Annotated in this window: 22 protein-coding genes; 9 read left to right on the top strand and 13 right to left on the bottom strand. The window is 32.0% G+C overall.

Annotation, left to right across the window (positions count from 1 at the left end):
* The first annotated feature begins 96 nt into the window (after positions 1–96).
* Positions 97–228, top strand: coding sequence for a hypothetical protein (locus tag QMG60_RS16935; protein WP_262487354.1), 132 nt, complete (start codon positions 97–99; stop codon positions 226–228).
* A gap of 83 nt (positions 229–311) precedes the next feature.
* Here QMG60_RS16935 and QMG60_RS16930 read toward each other — a convergent pair whose 3' ends face one another.
* The 6 genes from QMG60_RS16930 to QMG60_RS16905 all read right to left on the bottom strand — a co-directional run bounded on the left by QMG60_RS16930 (position 312) and on the right by QMG60_RS16905 (position 6378).
* Entirely contained in the window at positions 312–941 is a 630-nt protein-coding gene (locus QMG60_RS16930; RefSeq protein ID WP_057115021.1) for a DsbA family oxidoreductase, read from the bottom strand.
* A gap of 370 nt (positions 942–1311) precedes the next feature.
* Positions 1312–2430 carry a DNA polymerase III subunit beta gene (gene dnaN / locus QMG60_RS16925; protein WP_111364793.1) on the bottom strand — a complete coding sequence of 373 codons (1119 nt, stop codon included), beginning with the start codon at positions 2428–2430 and terminating at the stop codon, positions 1312–1314.
* A gap of 107 nt (positions 2431–2537) precedes the next feature.
* Positions 2538–4223 (bottom strand): gliding motility-associated ABC transporter substrate-binding protein GldG, encoded by a 1686-nt coding sequence (gene gldG / locus QMG60_RS16920; RefSeq protein ID WP_057115022.1) that lies wholly within the window; start codon positions 4221–4223, stop codon positions 2538–2540.
* A complete protein-coding gene (gldF, locus tag QMG60_RS16915; RefSeq protein ID WP_281865740.1) occupies positions 4223–4948 on the bottom strand; it encodes a gliding motility-associated ABC transporter permease subunit GldF in 726 nt (241 codons plus the stop codon). Before gldF ends, gldG begins: the two co-directional genes overlap by 1 nt.
* A gap of 73 nt (positions 4949–5021) precedes the next feature.
* A complete protein-coding gene (locus tag QMG60_RS16910; RefSeq protein WP_281865739.1) occupies positions 5022–5318 on the bottom strand; it encodes an antibiotic biosynthesis monooxygenase family protein in 297 nt (98 codons plus the stop codon).
* A 232-nt stretch (positions 5319–5550) separates the two neighbouring features.
* On the bottom strand, positions 5551–6378 hold the full coding sequence (locus tag QMG60_RS16905) for an SAM-dependent chlorinase/fluorinase (RefSeq protein ID WP_057115025.1): 828 nt from the start codon (positions 6376–6378) through the stop codon (positions 5551–5553).
* Positions 6379–6651: 273 nt separating this feature from the next.
* Here QMG60_RS16905 and QMG60_RS16900 point away from each other — a divergent pair, with 273 nt between their 5' ends.
* From QMG60_RS16900 to QMG60_RS16875, 6 genes are all read left to right on the top strand, one after another.
* A complete protein-coding gene (locus QMG60_RS16900; RefSeq protein WP_134142876.1) occupies positions 6652–7602 on the top strand; it encodes a PhoH family protein in 951 nt (316 codons plus the stop codon).
* 123 nt (positions 7603–7725) lie between these two features.
* Complete coding sequence (locus QMG60_RS16895) at positions 7726–8001, top strand: hypothetical protein (protein WP_134142875.1); 276 nt, start codon at positions 7726–7728, stop codon at positions 7999–8001.
* A 7-nt stretch (positions 8002–8008) separates the two neighbouring features.
* Positions 8009–8371: a DUF1801 domain-containing protein gene (locus QMG60_RS16890; protein WP_281865738.1), complete on the top strand. Its 363-nt coding sequence runs from the start codon at positions 8009–8011 to the stop codon at positions 8369–8371.
* 140 nt (positions 8372–8511) lie between these two features.
* Positions 8512–9342 (top strand): Cof-type HAD-IIB family hydrolase, encoded by an 831-nt coding sequence (locus QMG60_RS16885; protein WP_281865737.1) that lies wholly within the window; start codon positions 8512–8514, stop codon positions 9340–9342.
* A gap of 136 nt (positions 9343–9478) precedes the next feature.
* Positions 9479–10432: a phosphoribosylaminoimidazolesuccinocarboxamide synthase gene (locus QMG60_RS16880; protein WP_281865736.1), complete on the top strand. Its 954-nt coding sequence runs from the start codon at positions 9479–9481 to the stop codon at positions 10430–10432.
* A 287-nt stretch (positions 10433–10719) separates the two neighbouring features.
* The gene (locus QMG60_RS16875) at positions 10720–11100 is read left to right on the top strand and encodes an ankyrin repeat domain-containing protein (protein WP_134142869.1); all 381 of its coding nucleotides are present in this window, start codon (positions 10720–10722) and stop codon (positions 11098–11100) included.
* A 62-nt stretch (positions 11101–11162) separates the two neighbouring features.
* On the opposite strand, the gene QMG60_RS16870 is transcribed toward QMG60_RS16875, so the two are convergent.
* The gene (locus tag QMG60_RS16870) at positions 11163–11684 is read right to left on the bottom strand and encodes an SRPBCC family protein (RefSeq protein ID WP_281865735.1); all 522 of its coding nucleotides are present in this window, start codon (positions 11682–11684) and stop codon (positions 11163–11165) included.
* Between the two features lie 357 nt (positions 11685–12041).
* On the opposite strand from QMG60_RS16870, the gene QMG60_RS16865 reads away from it, so the two are divergent.
* Positions 12042–12422 carry an ankyrin repeat domain-containing protein gene (locus tag QMG60_RS16865; protein ID WP_134142868.1) on the top strand — a complete coding sequence of 127 codons (381 nt, stop codon included), beginning with the start codon at positions 12042–12044 and terminating at the stop codon, positions 12420–12422.
* Between the two features lie 168 nt (positions 12423–12590).
* Here the strand turns inward: QMG60_RS16865 and QMG60_RS16860 are convergent, their stop codons facing one another.
* The 6 genes from QMG60_RS16860 to QMG60_RS16835 form a co-directional block, all read right to left on the bottom strand.
* Positions 12591–15689 carry a CusA/CzcA family heavy metal efflux RND transporter gene (locus QMG60_RS16860; RefSeq protein WP_281865734.1) on the bottom strand — a complete coding sequence of 1033 codons (3099 nt, stop codon included), beginning with the start codon at positions 15687–15689 and terminating at the stop codon, positions 12591–12593.
* A gap of 3 nt (positions 15690–15692) precedes the next feature.
* The gene (locus tag QMG60_RS16855) at positions 15693–16778 is read right to left on the bottom strand and encodes an efflux RND transporter periplasmic adaptor subunit (protein WP_057115035.1); all 1086 of its coding nucleotides are present in this window, start codon (positions 16776–16778) and stop codon (positions 15693–15695) included.
* Between the two features lie 12 nt (positions 16779–16790).
* The gene (locus tag QMG60_RS16850) at positions 16791–18038 is read right to left on the bottom strand and encodes a TolC family protein (RefSeq protein WP_281865733.1); all 1248 of its coding nucleotides are present in this window, start codon (positions 18036–18038) and stop codon (positions 16791–16793) included.
* An 85-nt stretch (positions 18039–18123) separates the two neighbouring features.
* The gene (locus QMG60_RS16845) at positions 18124–19485 is read right to left on the bottom strand and encodes a HAMP domain-containing sensor histidine kinase (RefSeq protein WP_281865732.1); all 1362 of its coding nucleotides are present in this window, start codon (positions 19483–19485) and stop codon (positions 18124–18126) included.
* Positions 19482–20162 (bottom strand): response regulator transcription factor, encoded by a 681-nt coding sequence (locus tag QMG60_RS16840; protein WP_281865731.1) that lies wholly within the window; start codon positions 20160–20162, stop codon positions 19482–19484. The genes QMG60_RS16845 and QMG60_RS16840 overlap by 4 nt, the downstream gene beginning before the upstream one ends.
* A 59-nt stretch (positions 20163–20221) precedes the next feature.
* On the bottom strand, positions 20222–21310 hold the full coding sequence (locus QMG60_RS16835; protein ID WP_281865730.1) for a M42 family metallopeptidase: 1089 nt from the start codon (positions 21308–21310) through the stop codon (positions 20222–20224).
* Positions 21311–21391: 81 nt separating this feature from the next.
* Between QMG60_RS16835 and QMG60_RS16830 the strand changes: the two genes are divergently transcribed.
* Entirely contained in the window at positions 21392–22075 is a 684-nt protein-coding gene (locus QMG60_RS16830) for a DUF4294 domain-containing protein (RefSeq protein ID WP_134142859.1), read from the top strand.
* Positions 22076–22571 lie beyond the last annotated feature (496 nt).

The raw sequence follows: 22571 nt of genomic DNA, 5'->3' as shown, positions 1-22571 counted from the left end.
GCTTTTTATTTTATAAGATTCGAATTTAATTCTATAAAAAAATCAATCGCCTATTTTGCAACTTTGTATATCAATAATTTAAAAAATTATATTATCATGGAAACTTCAAGAAAAGATTCGAAATCTGGAATGAAAGATTCTGGAAAAACTCAAAAATCATCAACTGGTTCTAGAGGAAAAAGCACTACAACAAAATCAACAGATTCAAAAGGTAGAGGTAGTCATTAATTTTTAGTTTGAAATAAACTAAATAATAAAAGCGTGCTGTTTAAATATAGACAGCACGCTTTTACGTTTTTTTAATGTTTCTTTTATTTGAGAATTTCTTCAATAGTTTTTATAAAGGTTTCTACAGGCTGTGCTCCAGAAACTGCGTATTTGCGGTCGAAAACAAAAAACGGAACTCCTTGAACTCCAATTTCACCAGCTTCTTTAATATCTGCTTGTACTTCTTTTATAAATAAATTATCGCTTTCAAGTACTTCTCTAATTTCATTTTCTTCCAAACCCGCTTCAATTCCTAATTGAATTAAAGTAGGACCGTTGTTTAAATCTTTTCCATCAGTGAAATAAGCTTTGAAGAAAATTTCTTCCATACGATCGCCAATATTTTTAGTCTTAGCCAATTGAATGATTCGGTGGGCGTTTAATGAATTCGATATAACGGCTTTGTCAAAATTATATTCTAAGCCAACACTTTTAGCGCGTTCAACGACTCCTTTGTGCATTTCTTTAGATTGTTCGATTGACATGCCTTTTCTCTCAGCTAAAAACGTGTAAACGTCCATATTTGGCTGAGAAGTAATAGTTGGATCCAATTGAAAGCTTTTCCATTCAATTTCAAAATCATTATTTGGGAACACAGCAAGCGCTGTTTCCAACTGTCTTTTTCCGATATAACAAAACGGACACATGATGTCCGACCAAATTTCTATTTTCATTTTACAAAGTTACAGAAAATTTTGTTTCAGGTATTCAAGTTTAACCGCAAAGGTCGCAGAGGTTTTTAGCAAAGGTCGCAAAGTTATCATAAAGCTTTGCGAACTTTTTGCGTTTGTAGACATATAAAGCTTAGAAAAAAAACTTAGCGAACTTTGCGGTTAAAAAACATACAGCATATGTGCCAACCTGAAACATGAAACCTGAAACAAAACCAAGCAAACCTTAAAATAAAAAACCGCAACTCTTTATAGGAATTGCGGTTTCTAGGTATAAAAAATGGTTGGTTAATAGCGATATCTTTTTTTTTACAATGATAGATCTTTAATCTGAAACTAAAAAATATCCCTGTAACAGAAAGAAACTTTAATGTTAACTATTTAACATTACAGGCATTACAAGCATAGTAACTGTTTCTCCCTCTTCTAAACCATCTACAGGCGTTAAAATACCTGCTCTATTTGGTAATGACATTTCAAGCATAATCATGTCAGATTGCAGGTTTGTCAACATCTCAGTTAAGAAACGAGAGTTGAAACCAATTTGTAAATCATCTCCTTGATAATCACAAGTTAATCTTTCTTCTGCTTTGTTTGAGTAATCAATATCTTCTGCAGAAACATTCAATTCAGCTCCAGCAATTTTTAAACGAATTTGGTGTGTAGTTTTATTAGAGAAAATCGCAACACGCTTAACTGAACTTAAAAATAAAGAACGGTCAATCATTAATTTGTTTGGATTTTCTTTTGGAATTACCGCTTCGTAGTTTGGATATTTTCCGTCGATTAGACGACACATTAAGATATAATTGTCAAATGAGAAAGTCGCATTTGAATCGTTGTATTCAATTTTTACTTCAGCATCAGAAGTTCCTAAAATACTTTTTAAGATATTTAAAGGTTTCTTTGGCATAATAAAATCTGCTACTTGAGAGGCCTTTACATCTGTACGAGAATATTTTACTAATTTGTGCGCATCAGTTGCTACGAAAATTAATCCTTCAGGTGAAAACTGGAAGAAAACTCCAGACATTACCGGACGTAAATCGTCGTTTCCAGCAGCAAAAATAGTTTTACTTACCGCAGTTGCCAAAACTTCTGCAGGAACAAGTGTTACAGACGGATCTTCTAAACTTACCGCTTTAGGAAATTCTTCTCCAGCAGCGTAAGCCAATGCATATTTACCAGAATTTGAACTAATTTCTACTGTATTGTTATCCTCAACAGTAAAAGTTAATGGCTGTTCTGGGAAAGTTTTTAAAATTTCAAGCAAAAGTTTAGCTGGTACAGCTACGCTTCCTTTACTTGTAGAATCGATCGATAATGTAGCCGACATTGTCGTTTCAAGATCTGAAGCCGAAACTGTTAACTCATTATTGTTTAGTTCAAATAAAAAGTTGTCTAAAATTGGCAACGTGTTGTTGCTATTGATTACACTACCTAAAACTTGTAATTGTTTTAATAAGTACGAACTCGATACTATAAATTTCATCTGTTTTATTTTATTTTTTGATGGATCTTTTAGCAAATAAAGGGCTAAATATACGGATTACAAATATATCTTAAACAATCCAAAGTATTACATTTTTTTATTAACATCTACTTACTGTACCTTCTTTTTCTGATAAAGGTAAAGGCAAGTCCAAAAACTAATAAAATTAGAATTGGAACTCCGATAGTTATGAATTGGGTCATAGTGTAGCTTTCGTAAACTTTTTCTTTATCTAATAAAGGCAGCTCCACATCTTTACTTCTAATGTTAATAAGTCCAGTATCATCCAGCAGATAATTGATGCAATTCATGATAAAGTCTTTATTGTCGTAAAGATTTCCAGTTCTTTGATCGTAACCTAATTCTACAGGCATTCTGTTTTTGTCTAATTGATTTCTTGCCAAGTCTCCGTCAGCAATAACAATCATTTTATTTGGTTTTCCTTTTGCGGTAAAAGAATTGTCTTTAAATGGCAATACTCTATTTTCAAAAGCAGAATGAAAAGATCCTTCTAATAATACGGCAAGAGGTAAGTTTCCTTTATTCAAATACTCTTCTGGAGTAGATTTTTCGGTTACCATATTCAGATTAATTTCTGCGGGCGAACCGATGGTTTTAGAATATTGAGAAGACTGCAGTAAAACAGTTTTTTTAATTCCATTTTTTAAAGTGTCAATCGGACTTGCAAAATCGAATTTAATACCGCCAAGATTTTTAACGATCGGGTGCTGGCTTGCTGGGTAAACCTGAGGAGCAAATTTCCAGACAAAATCCTGATATTGAGTTGCGCTTCCTTGTTCTCCGGTTGCCAGTTTTATTGGACTTCCTTGTTCATCTTTTATTAAATCAGGATTAATTCTGAACCCGTATTTAAAGAACATATCGTTCAAATTTAAATCTCTCGGATATGCTAAAGTGGCGCCCATATCATTATACAAACTATCCATATCGGCAGCAACTTGGTCAATTAGCCAAATTGTTTTTCCTCCGTTCATTATAAACTGATCCAGAACTTCTTTTTCTTCGTCAGTGAATTTTTCTGTTGGTTTTGAGATAATGGCTAAATCGTATTTTTTCAATGCATTTAAAGTTCCATTTGGATCTTTTGCAACAGAATCTAATGTAAATGGTCCGATGAAATAACTTTCTCTAATCTGCAGCAGCATTTTAGCAATATGAATTTCTTTCAATTCACCGTTACCTCTTATAATTGCAACTTTTTTCTGTTTGTTTTTAGTAATTTTATTGATGGCATCTGCGATAGAATATTCTAAATGCTGAATCGATCCCATTACTTTTTGCGTAGTCGAGGCACCCATTATATTTTTCAATAATGGAATATTAACTTCTTTTCCGTTATAAACTGCGATTGCCCAAGGAAAAACCATTGCTTGAGATTGTTTTCCTTTATCGTCAACTGTTATGTTTACTGGCGTTAATCCTTTTTTGAAAAGTGATTTTGTAAGTTCGTCACTTTCTTCTTCATTTTCTAAAGGATCAACAAATTCGAAAACAATATTTTTATTGTACGCTTGAAATTCTTCTAATAATTGTTTGGTTTCCTGCTGCAAACGTTTAAAATCTGCTGGAAGATCGCCAGCCATATAAATTTTTATAGAAAGCGGATTCTCAACTTGTTTTACAATTCCTAATGAAGTTGGAGACAGTGTATAGCGTTTGTCTTTCGTTAAATCAAAACGCTGGAAAAATAGGGTACCAAGTACATTTAAAACAACTAAAATGAATATAGTAATGCCTAATGTTTTTAAATTCTGCTTTGTAGATGCTTTCATTACGCTTTATAAGATTTTAATTGGTAAACAGTAAAAGATAGAAAAGCGATTGTAATGCTTAAAAAATAAATAACATCGCGTGTATCAATTACACCACGACTCATGCTTTTAAAGTGATTCTGCATTCCTAAAACTGAAATAAAATTGTTTGAACCAGGAATTAAAGAACTTAAACCTTCAAAACCAAAATACAAGAAAAAGCATAAGAAAACAGCAATAATAAAAGCGACAATCTGATTTTCTGAAAGGGTAGAAGTGAAGATTCCGATTGCTGAATAAGAAGCGATTAAAAATAACAATCCGAAATACGAACCAATTGTGCTTCCCATATCAATGTTACCTTCTGGCAAACCTAAATCTGAAATTACTTTTACATAAATAAGTGTCGGAACAATTGCCAAAATAATCAAAAGAAAAGAGCCGAAAAATTTTCCGTTTACAATTTCCCAGATTGATAAAGGTTTTGTCAGTAACAATTCTAAAGTTCCCTGCTTTTTTTCGTCAGAGAAACTTCTCATAGTTACGGCTGGAATTAAGAAAATTAGAATCCAAGGCGCCAAAGTAAAAAATGGAGTTAAATCTGCATAACCTGTATTCAGGATATTATAATCTCCTTCAAAAACCCATAAAAATAGTCCGTTGCTGATTAAAAAAATCGCAATAACCAAATAGCCGATAGGAGAGCCAAAAAAAGATTTTATTTCTCTTAAAATGATTGATTTCATTCGTGTTTTGTTTTTATTGTTTCATGTTTAAGGTTTCAAGTTGCCTGCTTAACGTGAAACTTGAAACTTTAAACTATTTTAAACTAACCAATTTATCCACGCTCCAAGCTTCTGGCTTTGCATTGAATAATTTTTTTGTAAAATCCCAAACCGTATTAAAAAGCTCAGAATTTCTATAATTTTCCAAATCAGCTTCGGTTTCCCAATAACTGTAAGTGAAAAAGATGCATTTATCATTTTTATCCTGATACAATTCTAAAAAACGATTTCCCTCAGCATTTCTTATTTTTTCTTTCACGGATTCAAAATTCTCCAGAAAATCAGGAACTTTTTCTTCATGAAAACTCATTTTTACTATTCTGACAAACATGTTGTTATTTTAGATTTGATAGTTCAGTCCCGATCCCGAAACCTCGGGACGGGATAGATTTTTAAATTGTTTAAAGTCTTACAGGAGCGCAAAAGTACCAAATTTGATGGTTGTTTTTATAAAAAAATAAAATTCCAATAGAGAAATTTCAAATTCCAAACTTTAGAGTTTCCTTAATCTAAAATTTATCCCGTCCCGAGGTTTCGGGATCGGGACTAAAATCTAAAATTATTTACGAAAACTTAATCGTAATCACATCACGATAATTCAATCCTAGCAAACTATTAGCAGAACCTACTTTAGACGGATTGCTTCTAAATATTGCGATTTCAAGAAAACCTGCTTCATTAAAAATCGCCAGTTTCTCTCCTTCATACGTTTTAATCGGATACTTATCAGAAGTTGCAATAGCCGAATAATTAGGTAAAATCGTTTTGATATTTTTAGGTTTCATTACAATTTCATACTGTCGTCCGCGTGAAACTTCTAAGAATTGTTTCTTTGAAATATTAGTGACAACGTTTCCAAAATGATCAATATAAATTATATAACCTTTTAACGAGTTTCCGTCGTCGGCAACAATAGCTTGAAGTTCAGTTGCTTCTTTTATTGAGGTGATTTCTTTTCCAATTACATTCAATAAACCGCCTTTTGATAAATGAGAAGCCACTTGAATAAAGATATCCATATCCGTTGATTCTATCGGGAAACGATCATGAATATTTATCGCAACAATTTTTTGCGGTACGATCTTCTGCGTAAGCATGCTCAAAATTCCGTTATCGGCACAAATAAAATAGTGGTCATTCCACTGCATGGCGATATGCTGGTTCTCTTTATTACGTTCAATATCGACGCCAATAAGGTGTACAGTTCCTTTCGGGAAACTTAAATAAGAGGCGCCAATTACATAACTGGCTTCTGCAGTATTAAAGGGATCAATGTCATGAGAAATGTCAATTATTTGAACCTCTGGATTTTCAGAAAGTATTTTACCCTTCAGCGACCCCACAAAGTGATCTTTTAAGCCGTAGTCTGTAGTAAGGGTAATTATTGACATCATTTTGTTTATAACTATTGATAGTATTTAAATCTAATTTTCATTAAATTTGAGAAATGCAAAGCTAATAATAGTAAACACAAATTGAAAGAAAGAAAAGACAAATTGTAATTTTAAAAATTAACTTGCTGTTATAGAAGTCTCTGTATGAATGCAGGTCCAAGTTTCTACAAAAATGGAAAACTGAAACTGCAGCTGGAAACTAAGACTAATAAAAAAGACCCGACAACCCCTAAATAAGAAAAAAGGAATTTTAATTTAAAACTACTTCATTTGAACGAAAGAATAATCGAGCTAGTAGATATTGCTCCAAAAGAATTTTGGGGCGCACAGGACAGCCATCTAGAAATTATTAAAAAGTATTACCCAAAGCTTAAAATCGTAGCGCGAGGGACAACTTTAAAAGCATTTGGCGAAAAAGAAGTTTTAGATGAATTTGAAAAAAGATTTCAAAGATTAATGCTTCATTTCACACGATACAATAATATTGATGATAATGTAATTGAACGTGTAATCATGAGTGATGGTCAAGAAGATAAAAGAGCTTACGATCATGACAAAATCTTAGTTCATGGTGTTGGCGGTAAGATTATCAAAGCGATGACGCCGAATCAGCAATTGCTGGTGGATACCATTAAGAAAAATGATATGGTCTTTGCTATTGGTCCTGCTGGAACTGGAAAAACGTATACCGGTGTCGCTATGGCGGTTAAAATGTTAAAAGATAAAGAAGTAAAAAGGATTATTTTGACTCGTCCTGCAGTCGAAGCCGGAGAAAATCTCGGATTTCTGCCTGGGGATATGAAAGAAAAACTCGATCCTTACATGCAACCGCTTTACGATGCGCTGCGTGACATGCTTCCCAACGAAAAACTCGAAGATTACATTTTAAAAGGAATTATTCAGATCGCGCCTCTTGCGTTTATGCGCGGCCGAACGCTTGACAATGCCTTTGTAATCCTTGATGAAGCCCAGAACACCACTCACTCGCAGATGAAAATGTTTTTGACCCGTATGGGTAAAAACGCCAAATTTATGATTACAGGCGATCCTGGACAGGTCGATTTACCAAGAAGAACTATTTCTGGTCTGAAAGAAGCAATTTTGGTTCTGAAAGATATTGACGGAATCGGAATTATTTATCTGGATGATAAAGATATCGTTCGCCACAGATTGGTTAAAAAGGTAATTGACGCCTACAAACAAATAGAGAATCACGACTAATTTTTAATTTTAGTAAAATGTTAATGTAAATCGTGAATTGTGTTTTAACATTTATTGATATTCGTTTTACACTTGTTTCTTTGGAAAAGTGTAAAACGAATATTTTTTTTTAAATTAATAAAAATGAAGACTTTAAAAATCATTGGTAATAGAGTTTTTGCATTTAAAATTTCTTTATTTTATGTAGGATTAGGAACGTTATCTGTATGCTCCATTTATCCTAAAGATTTATTTTATGGAAGTTGGTCATTGTTTGGATTAATAATAACTTTTCCTGTATCAATTGTAAGCTTTGGTTATAGATATGCTAACGCTGATTTGCTTTATCCTGTTTTTTTAATTCAGTTAATTATGTTATTTCCAACATTTTTAATTTTAAGTCGATTTATTAAAAAGTGAAGATACAATGAAACAATTAGATGATTTCTACTTAAATCAAGAAGAACCTATAAAAGGAATATTTTTGGCATTAAAAGAAATCATTTTGAAACAAGATGAAAATATAACGAATACTTTAAAATACGGAATGCCTTTTTTCTGTTATAAACGTAAAATGTTTTGCTATTTATGGATTCATAAAAAACTCAAAAAACCGTATATCGGAATTGTGGAAGGAAAACATTTTGACGATCCATTTCTGATTCAGGAAAAGCGTTCGAGAATGAAAATTATGATGTTTAATGTTAATGAAGATTTACCTTTAGAAGAAATTGAAATTGTAATTCAGAAAGCTGTAAACTTATATAAATTAGGAATTATAAAAGTTTAAAAATATTTAAATCGCAATATTTAATCAAATAGTTAAATAAATAATAAACTTAGCTCATTTTTGGATTTCAAAGTTAGGAAACTTTGTCTAAACGAGCTTAAAGCCGTAAATTTGCATAACATCAATATTTGATAATTAATATGACAAAACTTAAAAATATAAAAGTTGTAGTAAGTGACCTTGATGGAACTTTACTCAACCCTCAACACAGAATTTCAGAATATACTAAATCAATTTTTCAAGAACTGCACAATCAAAATTACCTTATAGTTGTAGCAACTGGCCGTCATCATCTTGATGCAATGGCAATTATTGAAACACTTGAAGTTCCTGTATATTTAGTGAGTTCAAACGGAGCTAGAATTCATTCACCAAATAAAGAAGAGCTTTTTGCTTATAACCTTGACAGTGATGTGGTTAAAGCCGCATTGAATGTTGAAATTGATCCTGCAATTACAGTAGTTTTATTTAAGGAAAATGTTTGGCAGACTAACAAATGGAACGAAAGACTTAATTCTTTTCAAGCCGAATTAAAATACCGTCCAGAATTAGTAGATTATAAAAATCTGGAAGATTTTGGCGCAATCAAAATTTTCTTTTCATGCGACGATCATGAAAAATTAGTAAAACTAAAAGACGATGTTTTGGCAAATTCTTCAGAACATTTGCATCACGCTTTTAGTTTACCAACCTGCTTAGAGTTTATGGATAAATCTATAGATAAAGCAGTGGCAATTGAGCAAGTTTTGGAAAAAGAAGGTTACACTTTAGATCAAGCAGTTTCTTTTGGCGACGGATTTAATGATGTGCAAATGTTATCTGCATCAGGAAAAGGTTTAATTATGGGGAATGCTCCAGCGGTTCTAAAAGAAACTTTACCAGATTTAGAAGTTATTAAAACCAATGCAGAAGATGGTGTAGCAAGATATATTGCATCTAAAATTTTAGATAAAGAATTAGCTTCAAGTTAATTTTGAATCATATTCAAACTAAAATCCTTAAATATTTTATTTAGGGATTTTTTTATTTCTGAATCTTAAAATTTCATGGTGTAACTCTCTGAAATAATTTTAAATTTGCATTCATAAAAAACAACACAACTAGATAATGAGCAATACAATCACAACTACAAATTTTAATTTCCCAAATCAGAAATCAGTTTACCGCGGAAAAGTTAGAGAAGTTTATAATATCAACGACGAACTTTTGGTAATGGTAGCAACCGACAGACTTTCTGCTTTTGATGTAGTTTTGCCTAAGGGAATTCCATATAAAGGACAAATCTTAAATCAGATTGCTACTAAATTTATGGAATTGACTCAAGATATTGTTCCTAATTGGTTAATTGCAGCTCCAGATCCAAACGTTGCTGTTGGACATTTATGTGAGCCTTTTAAAGTAGAAATGGTAATTCGTGGTTACTTGTCTGGACATGCAGCTCGTGAATATGCAGCAGGAAGAAAACAAATCTGCGGTGTTGCTATGGCAGAAGGTTTAAAAGAAAACGATAAATTCCCAGAACCAATTATTACACCAACTACAAAAGCAGATAATGGTTCTCACGACGAAGATATTTCTCGTGAAGATATTTTGGCAAAAGGAATTGTTTCTGAAGAAGATTATTTGATTTTAGAAAAATATACTCGTGCTCTCTTTCAAAGAGGAACTGAAATTGCAGCTTCTCGCGGATTAATTTTAGTGGATACAAAATATGAGTTCGGAAAAACTAAAGACGGCGTTATAGTTTTAATTGATGAAATTCATACACCAGATTCTTCTCGTTATTTCTATGCTGACGGATATGCCGAAAGACAAGAAAAAGGTGAGGAGCAAAAACAACTTTCTAAAGAATTTGTTCGCCGCTGGTTGATCGAAAATGGTTTTCAAGGGCAGGAAGGACAGCAGATTCCAGATATGTCTGATGAATATATTGAATCTGTTTCTGAAAGATATATTGAATTATACGAGAATATCTTAGGAGAAAAATTCGTAAAAGCTGATATCGATAATATTGATCAGCGTATTAATAAAAACGTATTAGAATACCTATCTTCTAAATAATAATTTCTGGTTTAAACTAACTATTAAAACCGTAAAGTAAAAAGAGTGCCCTGCTATTTGTATATCTTACAGCAGGGCATTTTCTTTTGTGAAGATTGATTTGAAATAGCAAATTCAAATTAAAAATATAATGTTAATTATGCAAAAAGCGCATTTCAGTTTTTCTGATTGCGCTTTGTTGTTTTAAGAGTTTTTAAATTTTTTTTCATTTTGATGCAACGTTTTACCTATAAGATGCGTCTAATTAGAAATCATCACAATCATTAATCATTTAACAAACATCAATCATGAAAAAGAAAGTAATCATTCTGGGAACGGCTTTGGCTGTATTTACAAATTTTGCAACAGCTTCTAATCAAAAGCCGGCAATTAAAAATCAAATTGAAATTTCAACTTACTTAGCATCACCTTTGCATGAAGCTATATGTCAGGGTAATCTTGAAAACGTTAAAAAAAGTATCGAATATGGTGCTGATGTTAATAAAATTGTACGAAATATGACGCCTTTAATGCTGGCCGCTCGTTTTAATCATGTGGACATCATTAAAATTTTATTAGCCAATGGAGCCAAACCTTCAATCGAAAATGACCATGGCTTAAAAGCATTAGATTATGCCAAATATGCAAAATCAGATGAATCTGTAGCTATTTTAAAAGGGTTGAGATAATACCATTAAAAAAAGAAAAGCATTATTGATAAAATGATGCTTTTCTTTTTTTAAAGTCTATTTTATTTTTCTTCCATTATATTTTTCAGATTTTCCAAACCTTTTTGTAAATCTTTTCCAATCATTTGGTCTAATCTAAGCATTGGAAGCATAATATTTGTTTGATACGGAATTTTACCATTTATTTCCCATTTTACTTTTGTCTGATTTCCAGAAAGAGGTTCTGTTGACATAAATCCAACTGCTGTATCTTCCATTGGTTTTTTAAAGCGAAGTGCAAAATCTATTTGTCTGTTTTCTTTTATTTTAGTTATTTCTTGTTCACCAACTCCAACTTCTTTTACATTACTTTCCCATCCATCGGTACCTTTGTAACTCACTTTCATTTTCGGATCTATATTAGCCCAAACACTAAATTCATTCTGATTTTTTAATGATTTTACATATTTAAAAACACTGTCAACTGGTTTATTAATTGTAATTTCTCTTTCAACCATATATTCTTTTGGCATAAAATAAGCCACTATTAATACTAATGAAATAATTAAAATTAAAACGACGAGTATTCTTTTTATAATAATCATAGCTATTGATTTATTGGTTATTATTTTAAGTAAAATGCTATAAATCTAATGGTTTATAGTTTGAATTGGATAGTAAAATTAAAAAATAAAGATTTCGATATACGCTGATGGACAGAATTTTGAAAAATAAAAAGAAAGTTTTTCGAATTTATTGTAACATTTTTCATTTTTTGTAGTCTATTATAGTAAAACCATGAATTTGGTAACATTCAAGTCTTTTAATTATGGTTTTATTAAGTTACTGTTAACAATTAGTTAAAACATGGTACTTTGTAATGCATAATACGATAAAAATAGTTACTTTTACATGGAAATTAAAAATCATCATCATCAATCATTTAACAACAATCAATCATTATGAAAAAATCAGTTATTTATTTAGGACTAGCCTTGGTAACATTTGGAAATGTAGCAATGGCTTCAAATGGAGTTTCAACAATTAAAAATCCAATTGAGCGTACAGGTTATACAGCAAACCCATTAAATATTGCAATTAGTAAAGGAGATTTGCAAACCGTTAAAAAGTTTATTGAATACGGTGCAGATGTTAATCAAATATCTGAAGATTTTACACCTTTAATGATCGCTGCTCGTTATAACAAGCATGAAATTGTTAAAATTTTATTGGAAAATGGAGCTCGTCCAAATTTGAAAAATGAAAAAGGATACACTGCATTAAAATATGCAGAATTATCAAATGCTACAGAATCGATTGCGATTTTGAAAGAATTGAGATAACAGTTTAAGAGTTTTGAGTTAGTATTAAAAAGACCTTTCTGAGCAAAAGGTCTTTTTTTATGCTTTATTTTCTTGTACAATTTATAAACAGAAAAGCACCATTACAAAGAATGATGCTTTCCTTTTTTAAATCCAACAAATTGATTTAAACTAAAACTATTAAAATTATTATTCAATTGGTACATGTTTTTTTCTGTTGAATACCCAGAATAAAATTGGAAATACCAATAAAGTTAAAACTGTGGCTGTTATAAGCCCTCCGATAATTACAATTGCAAGTGGTTTTTGTGATTCTGATCCAATTCCTGTAGAAATTGCAGCAGGCATTAATCCAATTGAAGCCATTAATGCTGTCATTACAACCGCTCTTGTTCTGGCTTTTACTCCCATAAAGATGGATTCTTCGAGCGTGAATTTGGCCTTTAAATTATGATGGAATTCAGATATCAAAATAACTCCATTTTGAATACAAATACCTAACAGGGCAATAAAACCAACCCCGGCAGAAATTCCGAAATTCATTCCTGTAATATGCAGTGCAATAATTCCACCAATTATAGCAAACGGAACATTGGCTAAAACAAGAAGAGAATCTTTAAAGTTTCCGAACAATATAAACAACAATACAAAAATTCCAATTAAACTAATAGGCACAACTTGAGCCAAACGCGCACTCGCACGAACCTGATTTTCAAATTCTCCAGTCCATCCAGTTGTGTAACCTGCAGGAAGTTTCAATTTATTGACTTTTGACTGTGCTTCTGCAATTGTACTTCCTAAATCTCGATCACGAACAGAGAATTTTACACCAATAAAACGTTTCGTATTATCTCTATAAATAAATGCTGGACCTGTAATGGTTTTAATATCGCAGATTTCTTTCAAGGGAATTTTGATGCCGCTTATGGTTGAAACTTTAATTTCTTCAAGATCTTTTTCATCTTTTCTGTATTCTTTAGAAAAACGAACACGAACATCAAATTTCTTTTCATCCTCGTATTTTTCAGTAGCAGTTTTTCCTCCAAAAGCTAATTCTAGTACCGCTTGAGCATCACTTAAAGTTACTCCGTAAGCTGCCATTTTTTCACGATCTAAGATTACGCTTATTTCCGGCTGTCCCACATTTCTTAAAATTCCCGCATCTTTTATACCTGGAATATCTTTAATTTGAGCTAGGACTTCATTAGCAAGCTGATCTAATTTATTTAAATCATCACCATAAATTTTAACCGCATTTGAAGCTTTAAATCCAGCTACAGATTCTGCAACGTTATCAATTACAGGCTGTGAATAATTATAAGTAATTCCTTGATGTACTTTTAATTTATTATCCATTTCATTAATCAGATCATCCATAGAAATTTTTCGTGTCCATTCTGCTTTTGGTTTTAAATCAACTTGAAGCTGGATAAATCCAAAACCATTTGGGTCGGTTCCATCATTGCTTCGCCCAGTTTGCGATAAAACATTTTTAACTTCTGGAAAACTTTCTAGGTCTTTTCTAATTATTGCTGCTGTTTTAACACTTTCTGGCAATGAAGTACTCATTGGTAATTCAGCAGTAACCCATAATGCACCTTCATTTAACTGCGGCAAAAATTCCGTACCTAAAAATCCTGCAGAAAAGAAAACTGCGGCTAACAAACCAATAGAAGCAATTAAAGTTTTTGCTTTATGCTTAAATGTCCATGCAAAACCTTTAGAAACAATTCTGTCCCAAAAATTCACAAACGGATTATGTTTCTCTTTTACATTTTTATTCAATAAAATATGAGAAAGAACAGGAACTAAAGTTAAAGTGAAAATAAGTGCCCCCAATAATGCAAACCCTAAAGTAAAGGCTAGGGGAGAGAACATTTTTCCTTCAACTTTCTGGAATGAGAAAATTGGAAGTAAAGCTGTAATAATAATCAATTTAGAAAAGAAAATAGCCTTACCCATTTCTGTTCCTGTTTTCTTAATTAAGCTTCCTTTTGCAATTTTATTAAATTTTTCCATTCCCAATTGATGCGCTCGATGATCTAAAACCACAAACAAACCTTCGACCATTACGACGGCACCATCAATAATAATTCCGAAATCGACTGCACCTAAACTCAATAAGTTGGCGCTCATTCCCATCATTTTTAGACATAAAAACGCAAATAATAACGAAAGCGGAATAACAATAGAAACTGTAAAAGTAGTTCGCCAGTCGGTCATAAAAAGAAATACAACACAGGTAACCAGGATAATACCTTCAAATAAATTGTGCATTACCGTTTCGGTAGTGAAATTCATTAAATTATCTCGATCGTAGAAAGTCTCTATTATAATGTCTTTTGGAAGAACATTGTCATTCAAATCTTTGATTTTTGCTTTTATTAGAGCAAGCGTTTCCTGCGGATTTTCTCCTTTTCGCATTACAACGATTCCTTCAACCGCATCGTCATTATTTCCAAGACCAGTTTGTCCAACCCTTGGCATAGAACTTTCGTAAACATCAGCTAGATTTTTAACCAAAATTGGGTTTCCACCAGCATCATCAACAATAATATTACCAATATCAGCTTTAGATTTTAATAAACCAACACCTCGAACGACAAAAGCTTGTCCATTTTTTTCAATTACGTCACCACCAACATTTAAATTTCCTGCATTCACAGCATTGTAAACTTGTAATGGAGTAATATTATATTTCGCAAGTTTAATAGGATCTACACCAACTTCGTAAGTTTTAGTCTGTCCTCCAAAAACATTTAAATCTGCAACACCAGGAAGAGAACGAAGCTGTTTATCTATTACCCAGTTTTGGTAAGTCAATAACTCCCTGCTGTCTCTACTGTTACTTTTTACAATATATCTGAAAATTTCACCAGTTGGACCGTATGGTGGCTGAACATCTGGTTCTACATCATCTGGTAGAGATACGTTTTTAAGCAGATTATTTACTTGGAAACGGGCAAAAGTATCGTCGACTCCATCATCGAAAATGATTTTAATAACAGATAATCCGAACATAGTAATGCTTCGAACACTCGTTTTTTTCTGAACTGAGTTCATTGAGATTTCGATAGGAGAGGTAACAAAACGTTCTACTTCTTCAGCACTTTTCCCATTCCATTGTGTAATTATAATAATCTGTGTATTGGTAACGTCTGGAAAAGCATCAATAGGCATATTTTTGAATGAAATAAAACCTGCCACAGCCAATAATCCAACCCAAAAGAAGGTAAATGCTTTATTCTTTAATGAAAAAGCAATAATATTTTTAATGAATTTGTTCATGTTTTAATTATTTAAAGCACCATAAATAAACAGCTGATTGTTTGTGATTACTTTTTCGTTTTCTTTTAAACCACTTGAGATATAAGTAATATCGCCAACAACTCTATATACTTCTACTTGTCTAGTTTCTATATTATTACGGTCTTTAAATACCACAACAAAGTTTTTACTTTTATCAAATACAATAGCTTTACTAGGTACGGCTATCATAGATTGATTTTCGCTAAAAGACAATTTTATATTTGCATTCATATCCGGTTTAAGCAGGTAATCCGTATTTTTCAATTTGATTCTTGCCTGCATCGCTTTAGTTTCGGGATCAATTACGTTGTAGATTTTGTCAACTTTTCCGTAAAATGTTTTATCTGGATAACTCAATGTAGTAACCGCGGCACTTGTTCCCAGTTTTACTTTATTAATATCAATTTCGTTGATGTTGGCCATTGCCCAAACTTCACTGATTTCTGCTATATCAAAAATGTTTTCAGAGCGGTCATTACGTAAAAGCATGTCTTGATTAATACTTTTTTGAATAATAAAACCACTGATTGGCGCTGTTACTTCGTAAATTGATCCTGGCTTGATATTATAAATTTTGTAGGTTTCCTGAACCTTGCTCAATTGCGACTGCGCTTTATTTACTTCAGATTTAGCTTGAAGCACATCACTTTCAGAGTTTAATTTACCATCGAATAATTCTTGGGCAACTTTTAAGTTGTTTTTAGCAACAAGCAAATCACTTTTAGCATCTATCGACTGCTTTTCAAAATCTGCTACATCGGTACTTTTTATAGTTGCAAGGACTTGACCTTTCTTCACATAATCTCCAAGTTCAACGTTTACTTTCATTACATTTCCTCCAACTAACGGATAAACATCGATCATTTTATTGTTGTCAGCAGTAATTTTTCCATAAAAACTAAGTTCATTTTTTAACGGCTGAGTTTCCGCAGCAGCAGTAGTAGTAGTTTTTAGCATATCGTTGCTTAAGACAAAAGAGGTATTAGTTTCAGGATTTTCAACTTCTTTTTTGCAGCTTGCCAGAGATAGACTTACAATTGCGATTCCTATGAATAATGTGTGTTTCATTTCTTTAATTTTTTAAAATAAATCTTTATTTACTGTACTGTTTAATTCTTCACCCGCCAACACTACTTTTTTCTTTAATTCATTTAATTGAATTATAGCTTGATTGTAGCTTTCCATAAAATCGGTAAATTCTAAAAGACTTACATTTCTTTTCTGAAAGTTGGTCAGCATTCCGTTGTAAACAGCTTCAAAGTCTGAATTTACAGTAGGTTTAATAACAGCATAATTTTGTCTCGATTCATCCCATTTAGTCCAAGCCGAAGTAATCTCTGTTTGCAGCTGTAATTCGAAGTTTTGTTTTTCAATTTTAGATTGTTCCAGAATAGTTTGAGCATATTTAATATTTCCTTTATTTTTATTCCAAAGCGGTAAAGGAATTCCAACTGTTAAATTAGCTTCATTATTAAAGGCTCCACTTCGCTGATCGTAATTTGCACCCAATGTAATATCCGGAACAGAAAGTGATTTTTGCCATTTTACATTCAATTCATTAGCATCAATTTCTTTTTGTTTTGCTAAATAATCTGGTCGATTGGCAATTGCTTGGTCTTCGAAACCTTTTAGATCAAACGTAATTGTTTTCAAATATTTATCAGAATCATCTTTGCTTACAACTGGAATCACATTTTCAGTTTCATTGAGCAGCAGTTTTAAGTTTGCCTGTTCTTCTATATTGTCATTAACGACTTCCATTCGTTCATTCTTAAAATTAAGATAGAGCGATTGTAAACGCACAACATCTTTTAATGGAATATTTCCTTTTTGAGCCTGAACTGAGTACGAATTAATTAAGTTTTCAATATGTACAATTTGCTTATCAGTATTTTCAAGATTCTTTGTGTTGTAATACACGGTGAAAAAACTTTTGCGTAGCTGTAATTTTAAGTTGCGAAGTAAATCGTTGAATTGAAGTTCTGCAAGCTTTTCATTTGCTTGCGCTAATCTTACTTCATTTCTTTTTTTTCCGCCAAGATAAATTAACTGTTCTACCGCAAAAACTTTCTGGCCATCTTTACCAATGTCAAAATACTTATCGCGTTCTGGATTATAAGCATTCAATTCTGCAGAAAGTGTGGGGTTATCCCAAATACGGGCCTGAATGGTTAATGCTTTTGAGGCATCGATGTTGTATTGAGATGCCAGTAAAAAAAGATTCTTTTTTAAGAATTGGCTTTCGCAGTCTTGAAGTGTGACTGTTTTTTGAGCCATTACTATTTGATTGAGCAATACAAATAGTAAGAATGCATATAGTTTTTTCATTCGTATCAAATTTATTTTATACAAATATGCTATCGGCTGACTTTAAGACACCTTAAAATCCACCTTAAAAATAGCTTAAAATAAATTATTTACGAAAAATAATACAAAATAAATTTATGTTATTAGCTGGAATACTGTATGTTATGTGTGAATTATGAAGAGTAAGGATTCTATTTACAATACGAAGTCCAAGTCCAAAACCTGTTATTCCTTTCGCATTTTCTCCGCGCATAAAAGGCTGGAAAAGATTTTTTTGTTCTAACTCTGTCAAAGTTCTGCCAGAGTTAGAAATCGATAAAACAAGCAAATCGTCTTCTGTACTAATTTTAACTTTAGCCTGCTTATTATCTGAATAAACATAAGCGTTTTTTAAAACGTTTGTAATGGCTATTTCTAAAAGATTTCTGTTCCCCTCAATTTCTAATGCAGTTTCTAGATCATCACTTTCCTCCATTTCAAAAAGAATTACAAAATCTAGAAAAGTTTTGTTTATCTTTTCAATAGATGAAAATAAGATTTCGTCTATGCGCTGAATTTCATGACTTTCAGCATTTCGATTGTCTATTTTTGAAAGAATTAATAACGAATTGATTAATTCGCTTAAGTGGTTAACATCTGTTAATATTGCATTTAAGAAGGATTTACTTTTAGGTTTAATATCAGGATCTGCAACTGCATTTTCTATTTGTGAAGTCATTCTAGAAAGCGGTGTACGCAATTCGTGGGACGCGTGTGCCGTAAACTCCTTTTGTTTTTGGTAGGAGATTTCAATTCGATCCATCATAAAATTGAATTCGTCAGCAATTAGGTCAATTTCATCTTTACTGCTTTTAGATTCAATTCTGGTATCGAGATTATTTTCGTTTATGTTTTTTATTTTTTGATGAAAAGCATTAAGCGGATTCATAGCTTTCCTAACCATAAAAGAGGTCAAGAGCCAGCAGATAGTAGTGAAAAAAATGTATGAAATGACCAAAGTATATCGAAGAAAAAGCAGTTTTCTATTTCCGTAATCATCTGTTGCAGAAATTAAAGCATAAAAATCTTTATCATTAGTATCATAAAAGACACCATAAACTTCATAATTACCCTGTTGTTTAAAAAAAGTTTTATTCTTTTTTAAATACTTTAAATCGTCAACAGACCAATTAATTTTAGCATCATCAATACTGCTGTAAATCAATTTATAATTAGAATCGAAAACTAATGTTTTTTCATCATATAATTTATTAATAGAATTTTGATCTATTATTTTAAGAAGCTGATTGTCAACTTGTTTTACATTTACTAATAATTTTATATTAGATAATGCTTTGATTTCAAGTCGTTCACGAAATTCTTCTTTTCTATAATTAGAATATAAAATGAATATCACCGTAGATGCCAATCCAAATAGAATGGTAAACAGTAAACTAACTAAAAGTGATATTCGATTTTTTAATGTCATTCTTGATCGCTTAGATAATATCCGTAACCAACTTTGGTGCGAATAAGTTTTGTATCATGATCTTTGTCTATTTTCTTTCTCAAAAAATTAATATAAACTTCAATAGTATTTTGATTGGTTTCAATATGATAATCCCAAAGCTTTTCTGCAATAAATTGCTTTGAAAGAACCTTTCCTTTTGCATGTGCGAGAATAAGAATAAGTTTAAACTCTTTTGGAGTAAGTTTAATTTCTTCACCACATCTAAAAACCTTCATATCGTCTTCAAAAATCTCAAGATCATTTATCACTATTCTGTCTTGTACCTGTTGCGGAACATCTTTTCGTCTTAAAAGAGACTGAACTCTAGCATACAATTCATCAAAGTGAAAAGGTTTTACTAAATAATCATCTGCGCCATTATCAAAAGAAGATAGTTTATCTTCAATTTCGCTAAAAGCAGTCAGCATAATAATAGGTGTCTTTTTGTCGACTTCTCGAATACTTTTGCAGACATCGATTCCGTTTGTGCCAGGTACATTAATATCAAGAATGATTAGATCATATTCATATGGAAAATATTTTTTCAGCAATAGAGAACCATCATAATAAGGAATACACTCGAACGTCTTTGAAGTAAAGAATGCTGAGATTTCCTTTGATAAAGTAAAGTCGTCTTCGAGTAGTAATATTTTCATGTGAATTTATTATTTGTAAACCCTGTTAAATCAAATCCAACCGGATTTACATTTATGTCTTATTTAAAATATGAAAAAGTCTCGTTATTTTCAATTTTCAAAAGCGATTCATAAATCAATTGAATTACATTTTCAACATCATCTCTATGAACCATTTCTACAGTCGTATGCATATAACGCAATGGAAGTGAAATCAATGCTGACGGAACTCCGCCATTACTATAAGCAAAAGCATCAGTATCTGTCCCTGTAGATCTTGATGTAGCATGACGCTGAAATGGAATTTTATTTTCTTCTGCAGTATCAACAATCAAATCGCGTAAATTATTCTGTACAGCAGGAGAGTAGGCGATAACTGGACCTTTTCCCATTTTCAAATCACCTTCCACTTTCTTATCAATCATCGGAGTTGATGTATCGTGACATACATCAGTCACAATAGCAACATTTGGTTTTATCCTATGTGCAATCATTTCAGCTCCGCGAAGACCAATTTCCTCTTGAACAGAATTTACAATATAAAGACCAAACGGAAGTTTTTTGTTGTTCTCATGAAGTAAACGAGCCACTTCAGCAATCATAAAACCACCCATTCTATTATCGATAGCGCGGCAGACAAATTTATTTTCATTTAAAACCATAAATTCATCAGGATAAGTAATCACACATCCAACATGAACACCAAGAGCTTCAACTTGCTCTTTATTTTCGCATCCTAAATCAATAAAAATATTACTTGTTTTAGGAACTTCTTCCTTATCACGTAATCTAGTATGAATCGCCGGCCAGCCGAAAACGCCATTTACAATACCTTTTTTAGTATGGATATGAACGCGCTTAGAAGGTGCAATCTGATGATCTGAACCTCCATTTCTAACAACATACAATAATCCATCTTCAGTAATATAATTGACGTACCACGAAATTTCATCAGCATGACCTTCAATAACAACCTTATAAGGAGCATCAGGGTTAATTACTCCAACAGCCGTTCCGTAAGTATCAGTGATAAAAGTGTCAACATAAGGTTTCAAATAATTCATCCAAAGCTTTTGTCCTTCGCTTTCGTAACCAGTAGGAGAAGCATTATTTAGGTAGCTTTCTAAGAAAGCTATAGAAGTATCTTTTAAGATAGATTTTGTACTCATAAAAATATTTTTCCGCTAAAATATAAATTTGGTATTAGAGTTGTGTATAAATATATAATTTTACATTTAAATTATGATTCAATGAGATTTACCAGTTTTATTTTGTTTATACTATTAGTTTCCTTTTCATCCAGCGCTCAAGTTACTCCAAAAGAGAACGAACAAATGGGGTATATATTAACAGAACAAGATTCTATTTTAAACGATACCATCCAATTACCTGAAATAATTATTTCAAAAGGAGAGAAGATGAACCCTGAGGAATTAAAACAATTTCAAATTCTTCAGAACAGAGTATATAAGGTTTATCCATATGCTAAATTAGCTTCGGATAGATTAACAGCTTTGAATAACGGAATGGCACGTTTAAAAACAAATCGTGAAAAAAAGAAATATTTTAAAATAGTAGAAGATTATTTAAATAACGAATTTGAAGAAAGACTTAAAAAGCTTTCGAGAAAGCAAGGGCAGATTCTTGTAAAATTAATTCATCGTCAAACAGGAATCACAACTTATGATCTAATCAAAACCTTAAAAAGCGGTTTTAAAGCTTTTGTGTCTAATACGACCGCAAACTTATTCGATATAAGTTTAAAAACAGAATACAAACCATACGATGTAAACGAAGATTATTTGATAGAAACAATTTTAGTTCGAGCGTTTGAGTCAGGAAGATTAGTAAATCAAAAACCAGCTAATCCTGTAAACTACGACGACCTTTCTGTTAAATGGCAACAAAGAGCAAAAGAGCTAAATAAAAAATAACTCCTATAGATAATAGGTTCTGCAACCCGACAGGTTTTTAAAACCGGCCGGGTTTGTTTTTTATACATATATAAAGGAGAACTATAATTTAATTTAAATGTCAAGTGTCGGGCTGAGCGGAGTCGAAGCCCAATGCTATGATTTGGAATTTGGAATTTGGAATTTAAAATTTAGAATTTGTTTTTTAATTAGAAGCTATTCCCGCTGTCCGCTTCAATCTTTTTGAGGCGAACCCCGCCCCAAAAAGGATTTCCTCCCGAATCCTCGGGACTATAGGGGCTGGGGCCATCAGTTTTCAGAAGAAAAAATCGGCAAGAAAAGACCATTTCAGAAGGAAAAACAAAGTGAAAAATAGAAACTTAGCGCCTCTGCGCCTCTGCGGGATTAAAAAAAACATAGAAAAAACCAGACTTCGGGCCTTAGTGCCTTGGCGGCAGAACCAGGCAAAGCGAAGCAAAACAGCCAAAATCCCCAATAAAGGCAAAACGGCGAAAAA

It is taken from the genome of Flavobacterium sp. GSB-24 (genome assembly GCF_027924665.1).
Classification (GTDB): Bacteria; Bacteroidota; Bacteroidia; order Flavobacteriales; family Flavobacteriaceae; genus Flavobacterium.
The sequence above is the reverse complement of the archived record's forward strand: the minus strand, read 5'-3'. Positions and strand labels throughout refer to the sequence as shown.

Coding starts and splice junctions, on each gene's coding strand:
- QMG60_RS16935 (WP_262487354.1), top strand. CDS start 97: ATGGAAACTTCAAGAAAAGATTCGAAATCTGGAATGAAAGATTCTGGA.
- QMG60_RS16930 (WP_057115021.1), bottom strand. CDS start 941: ATGAAAATAGAAATTTGGTCGGACATCATGTGTCCGTTTTGTTATATC.
- dnaN (WP_111364793.1), bottom strand. CDS start 2,430: ATGAAATTTATAGTATCGAGTTCGTACTTATTAAAACAATTACAAGTT.
- gldG (WP_057115022.1), bottom strand. CDS start 4,223: ATGAAAGCATCTACAAAGCAGAATTTAAAAACATTAGGCATTACTATA.
- gldF (WP_281865740.1), bottom strand. CDS start 4,948: ATGAAATCAATCATTTTAAGAGAAATAAAATCTTTTTTTGGCTCTCCT.
- QMG60_RS16910 (WP_281865739.1), bottom strand. CDS start 5,318: ATGTTTGTCAGAATAGTAAAAATGAGTTTTCATGAAGAAAAAGTTCCT.
- QMG60_RS16905 (WP_057115025.1), bottom strand. CDS start 6,378: ATGTCAATAATTACCCTTACTACAGACTACGGCTTAAAAGATCACTTT.
- QMG60_RS16895 (WP_134142875.1), top strand. CDS start 7,726: ATGAAGACTTTAAAAATCATTGGTAATAGAGTTTTTGCATTTAAAATT.
- QMG60_RS16890 (WP_281865738.1), top strand. CDS start 8,009: ATGAAACAATTAGATGATTTCTACTTAAATCAAGAAGAACCTATAAAA.
- QMG60_RS16885 (WP_281865737.1), top strand. CDS start 8,512: ATGACAAAACTTAAAAATATAAAAGTTGTAGTAAGTGACCTTGATGGA.
- QMG60_RS16880 (WP_281865736.1), top strand. CDS start 9,479: ATGAGCAATACAATCACAACTACAAATTTTAATTTCCCAAATCAGAAA.
- QMG60_RS16875 (WP_134142869.1), top strand. CDS start 10,720: ATGAAAAAGAAAGTAATCATTCTGGGAACGGCTTTGGCTGTATTTACA.
- QMG60_RS16870 (WP_281865735.1), bottom strand. CDS start 11,684: ATGATTATTATAAAAAGAATACTCGTCGTTTTAATTTTAATTATTTCA.
- QMG60_RS16865 (WP_134142868.1), top strand. CDS start 12,042: ATGAAAAAATCAGTTATTTATTTAGGACTAGCCTTGGTAACATTTGGA.
- QMG60_RS16860 (WP_281865734.1), bottom strand. CDS start 15,689: ATGAACAAATTCATTAAAAATATTATTGCTTTTTCATTAAAGAATAAA.
- QMG60_RS16855 (WP_057115035.1), bottom strand. CDS start 16,778: ATGAAACACACATTATTCATAGGAATCGCAATTGTAAGTCTATCTCTG.
- QMG60_RS16850 (WP_281865733.1), bottom strand. CDS start 18,038: ATGAAAAAACTATATGCATTCTTACTATTTGTATTGCTCAATCAAATA.
- QMG60_RS16845 (WP_281865732.1), bottom strand. CDS start 19,485: ATGACATTAAAAAATCGAATATCACTTTTAGTTAGTTTACTGTTTACC.
- QMG60_RS16840 (WP_281865731.1), bottom strand. CDS start 20,162: ATGAAAATATTACTACTCGAAGACGACTTTACTTTATCAAAGGAAATC.
- QMG60_RS16835 (WP_281865730.1), bottom strand. CDS start 21,310: ATGAGTACAAAATCTATCTTAAAAGATACTTCTATAGCTTTCTTAGAA.
- QMG60_RS16830 (WP_134142859.1), top strand. CDS start 21,392: ATGAGATTTACCAGTTTTATTTTGTTTATACTATTAGTTTCCTTTTCA.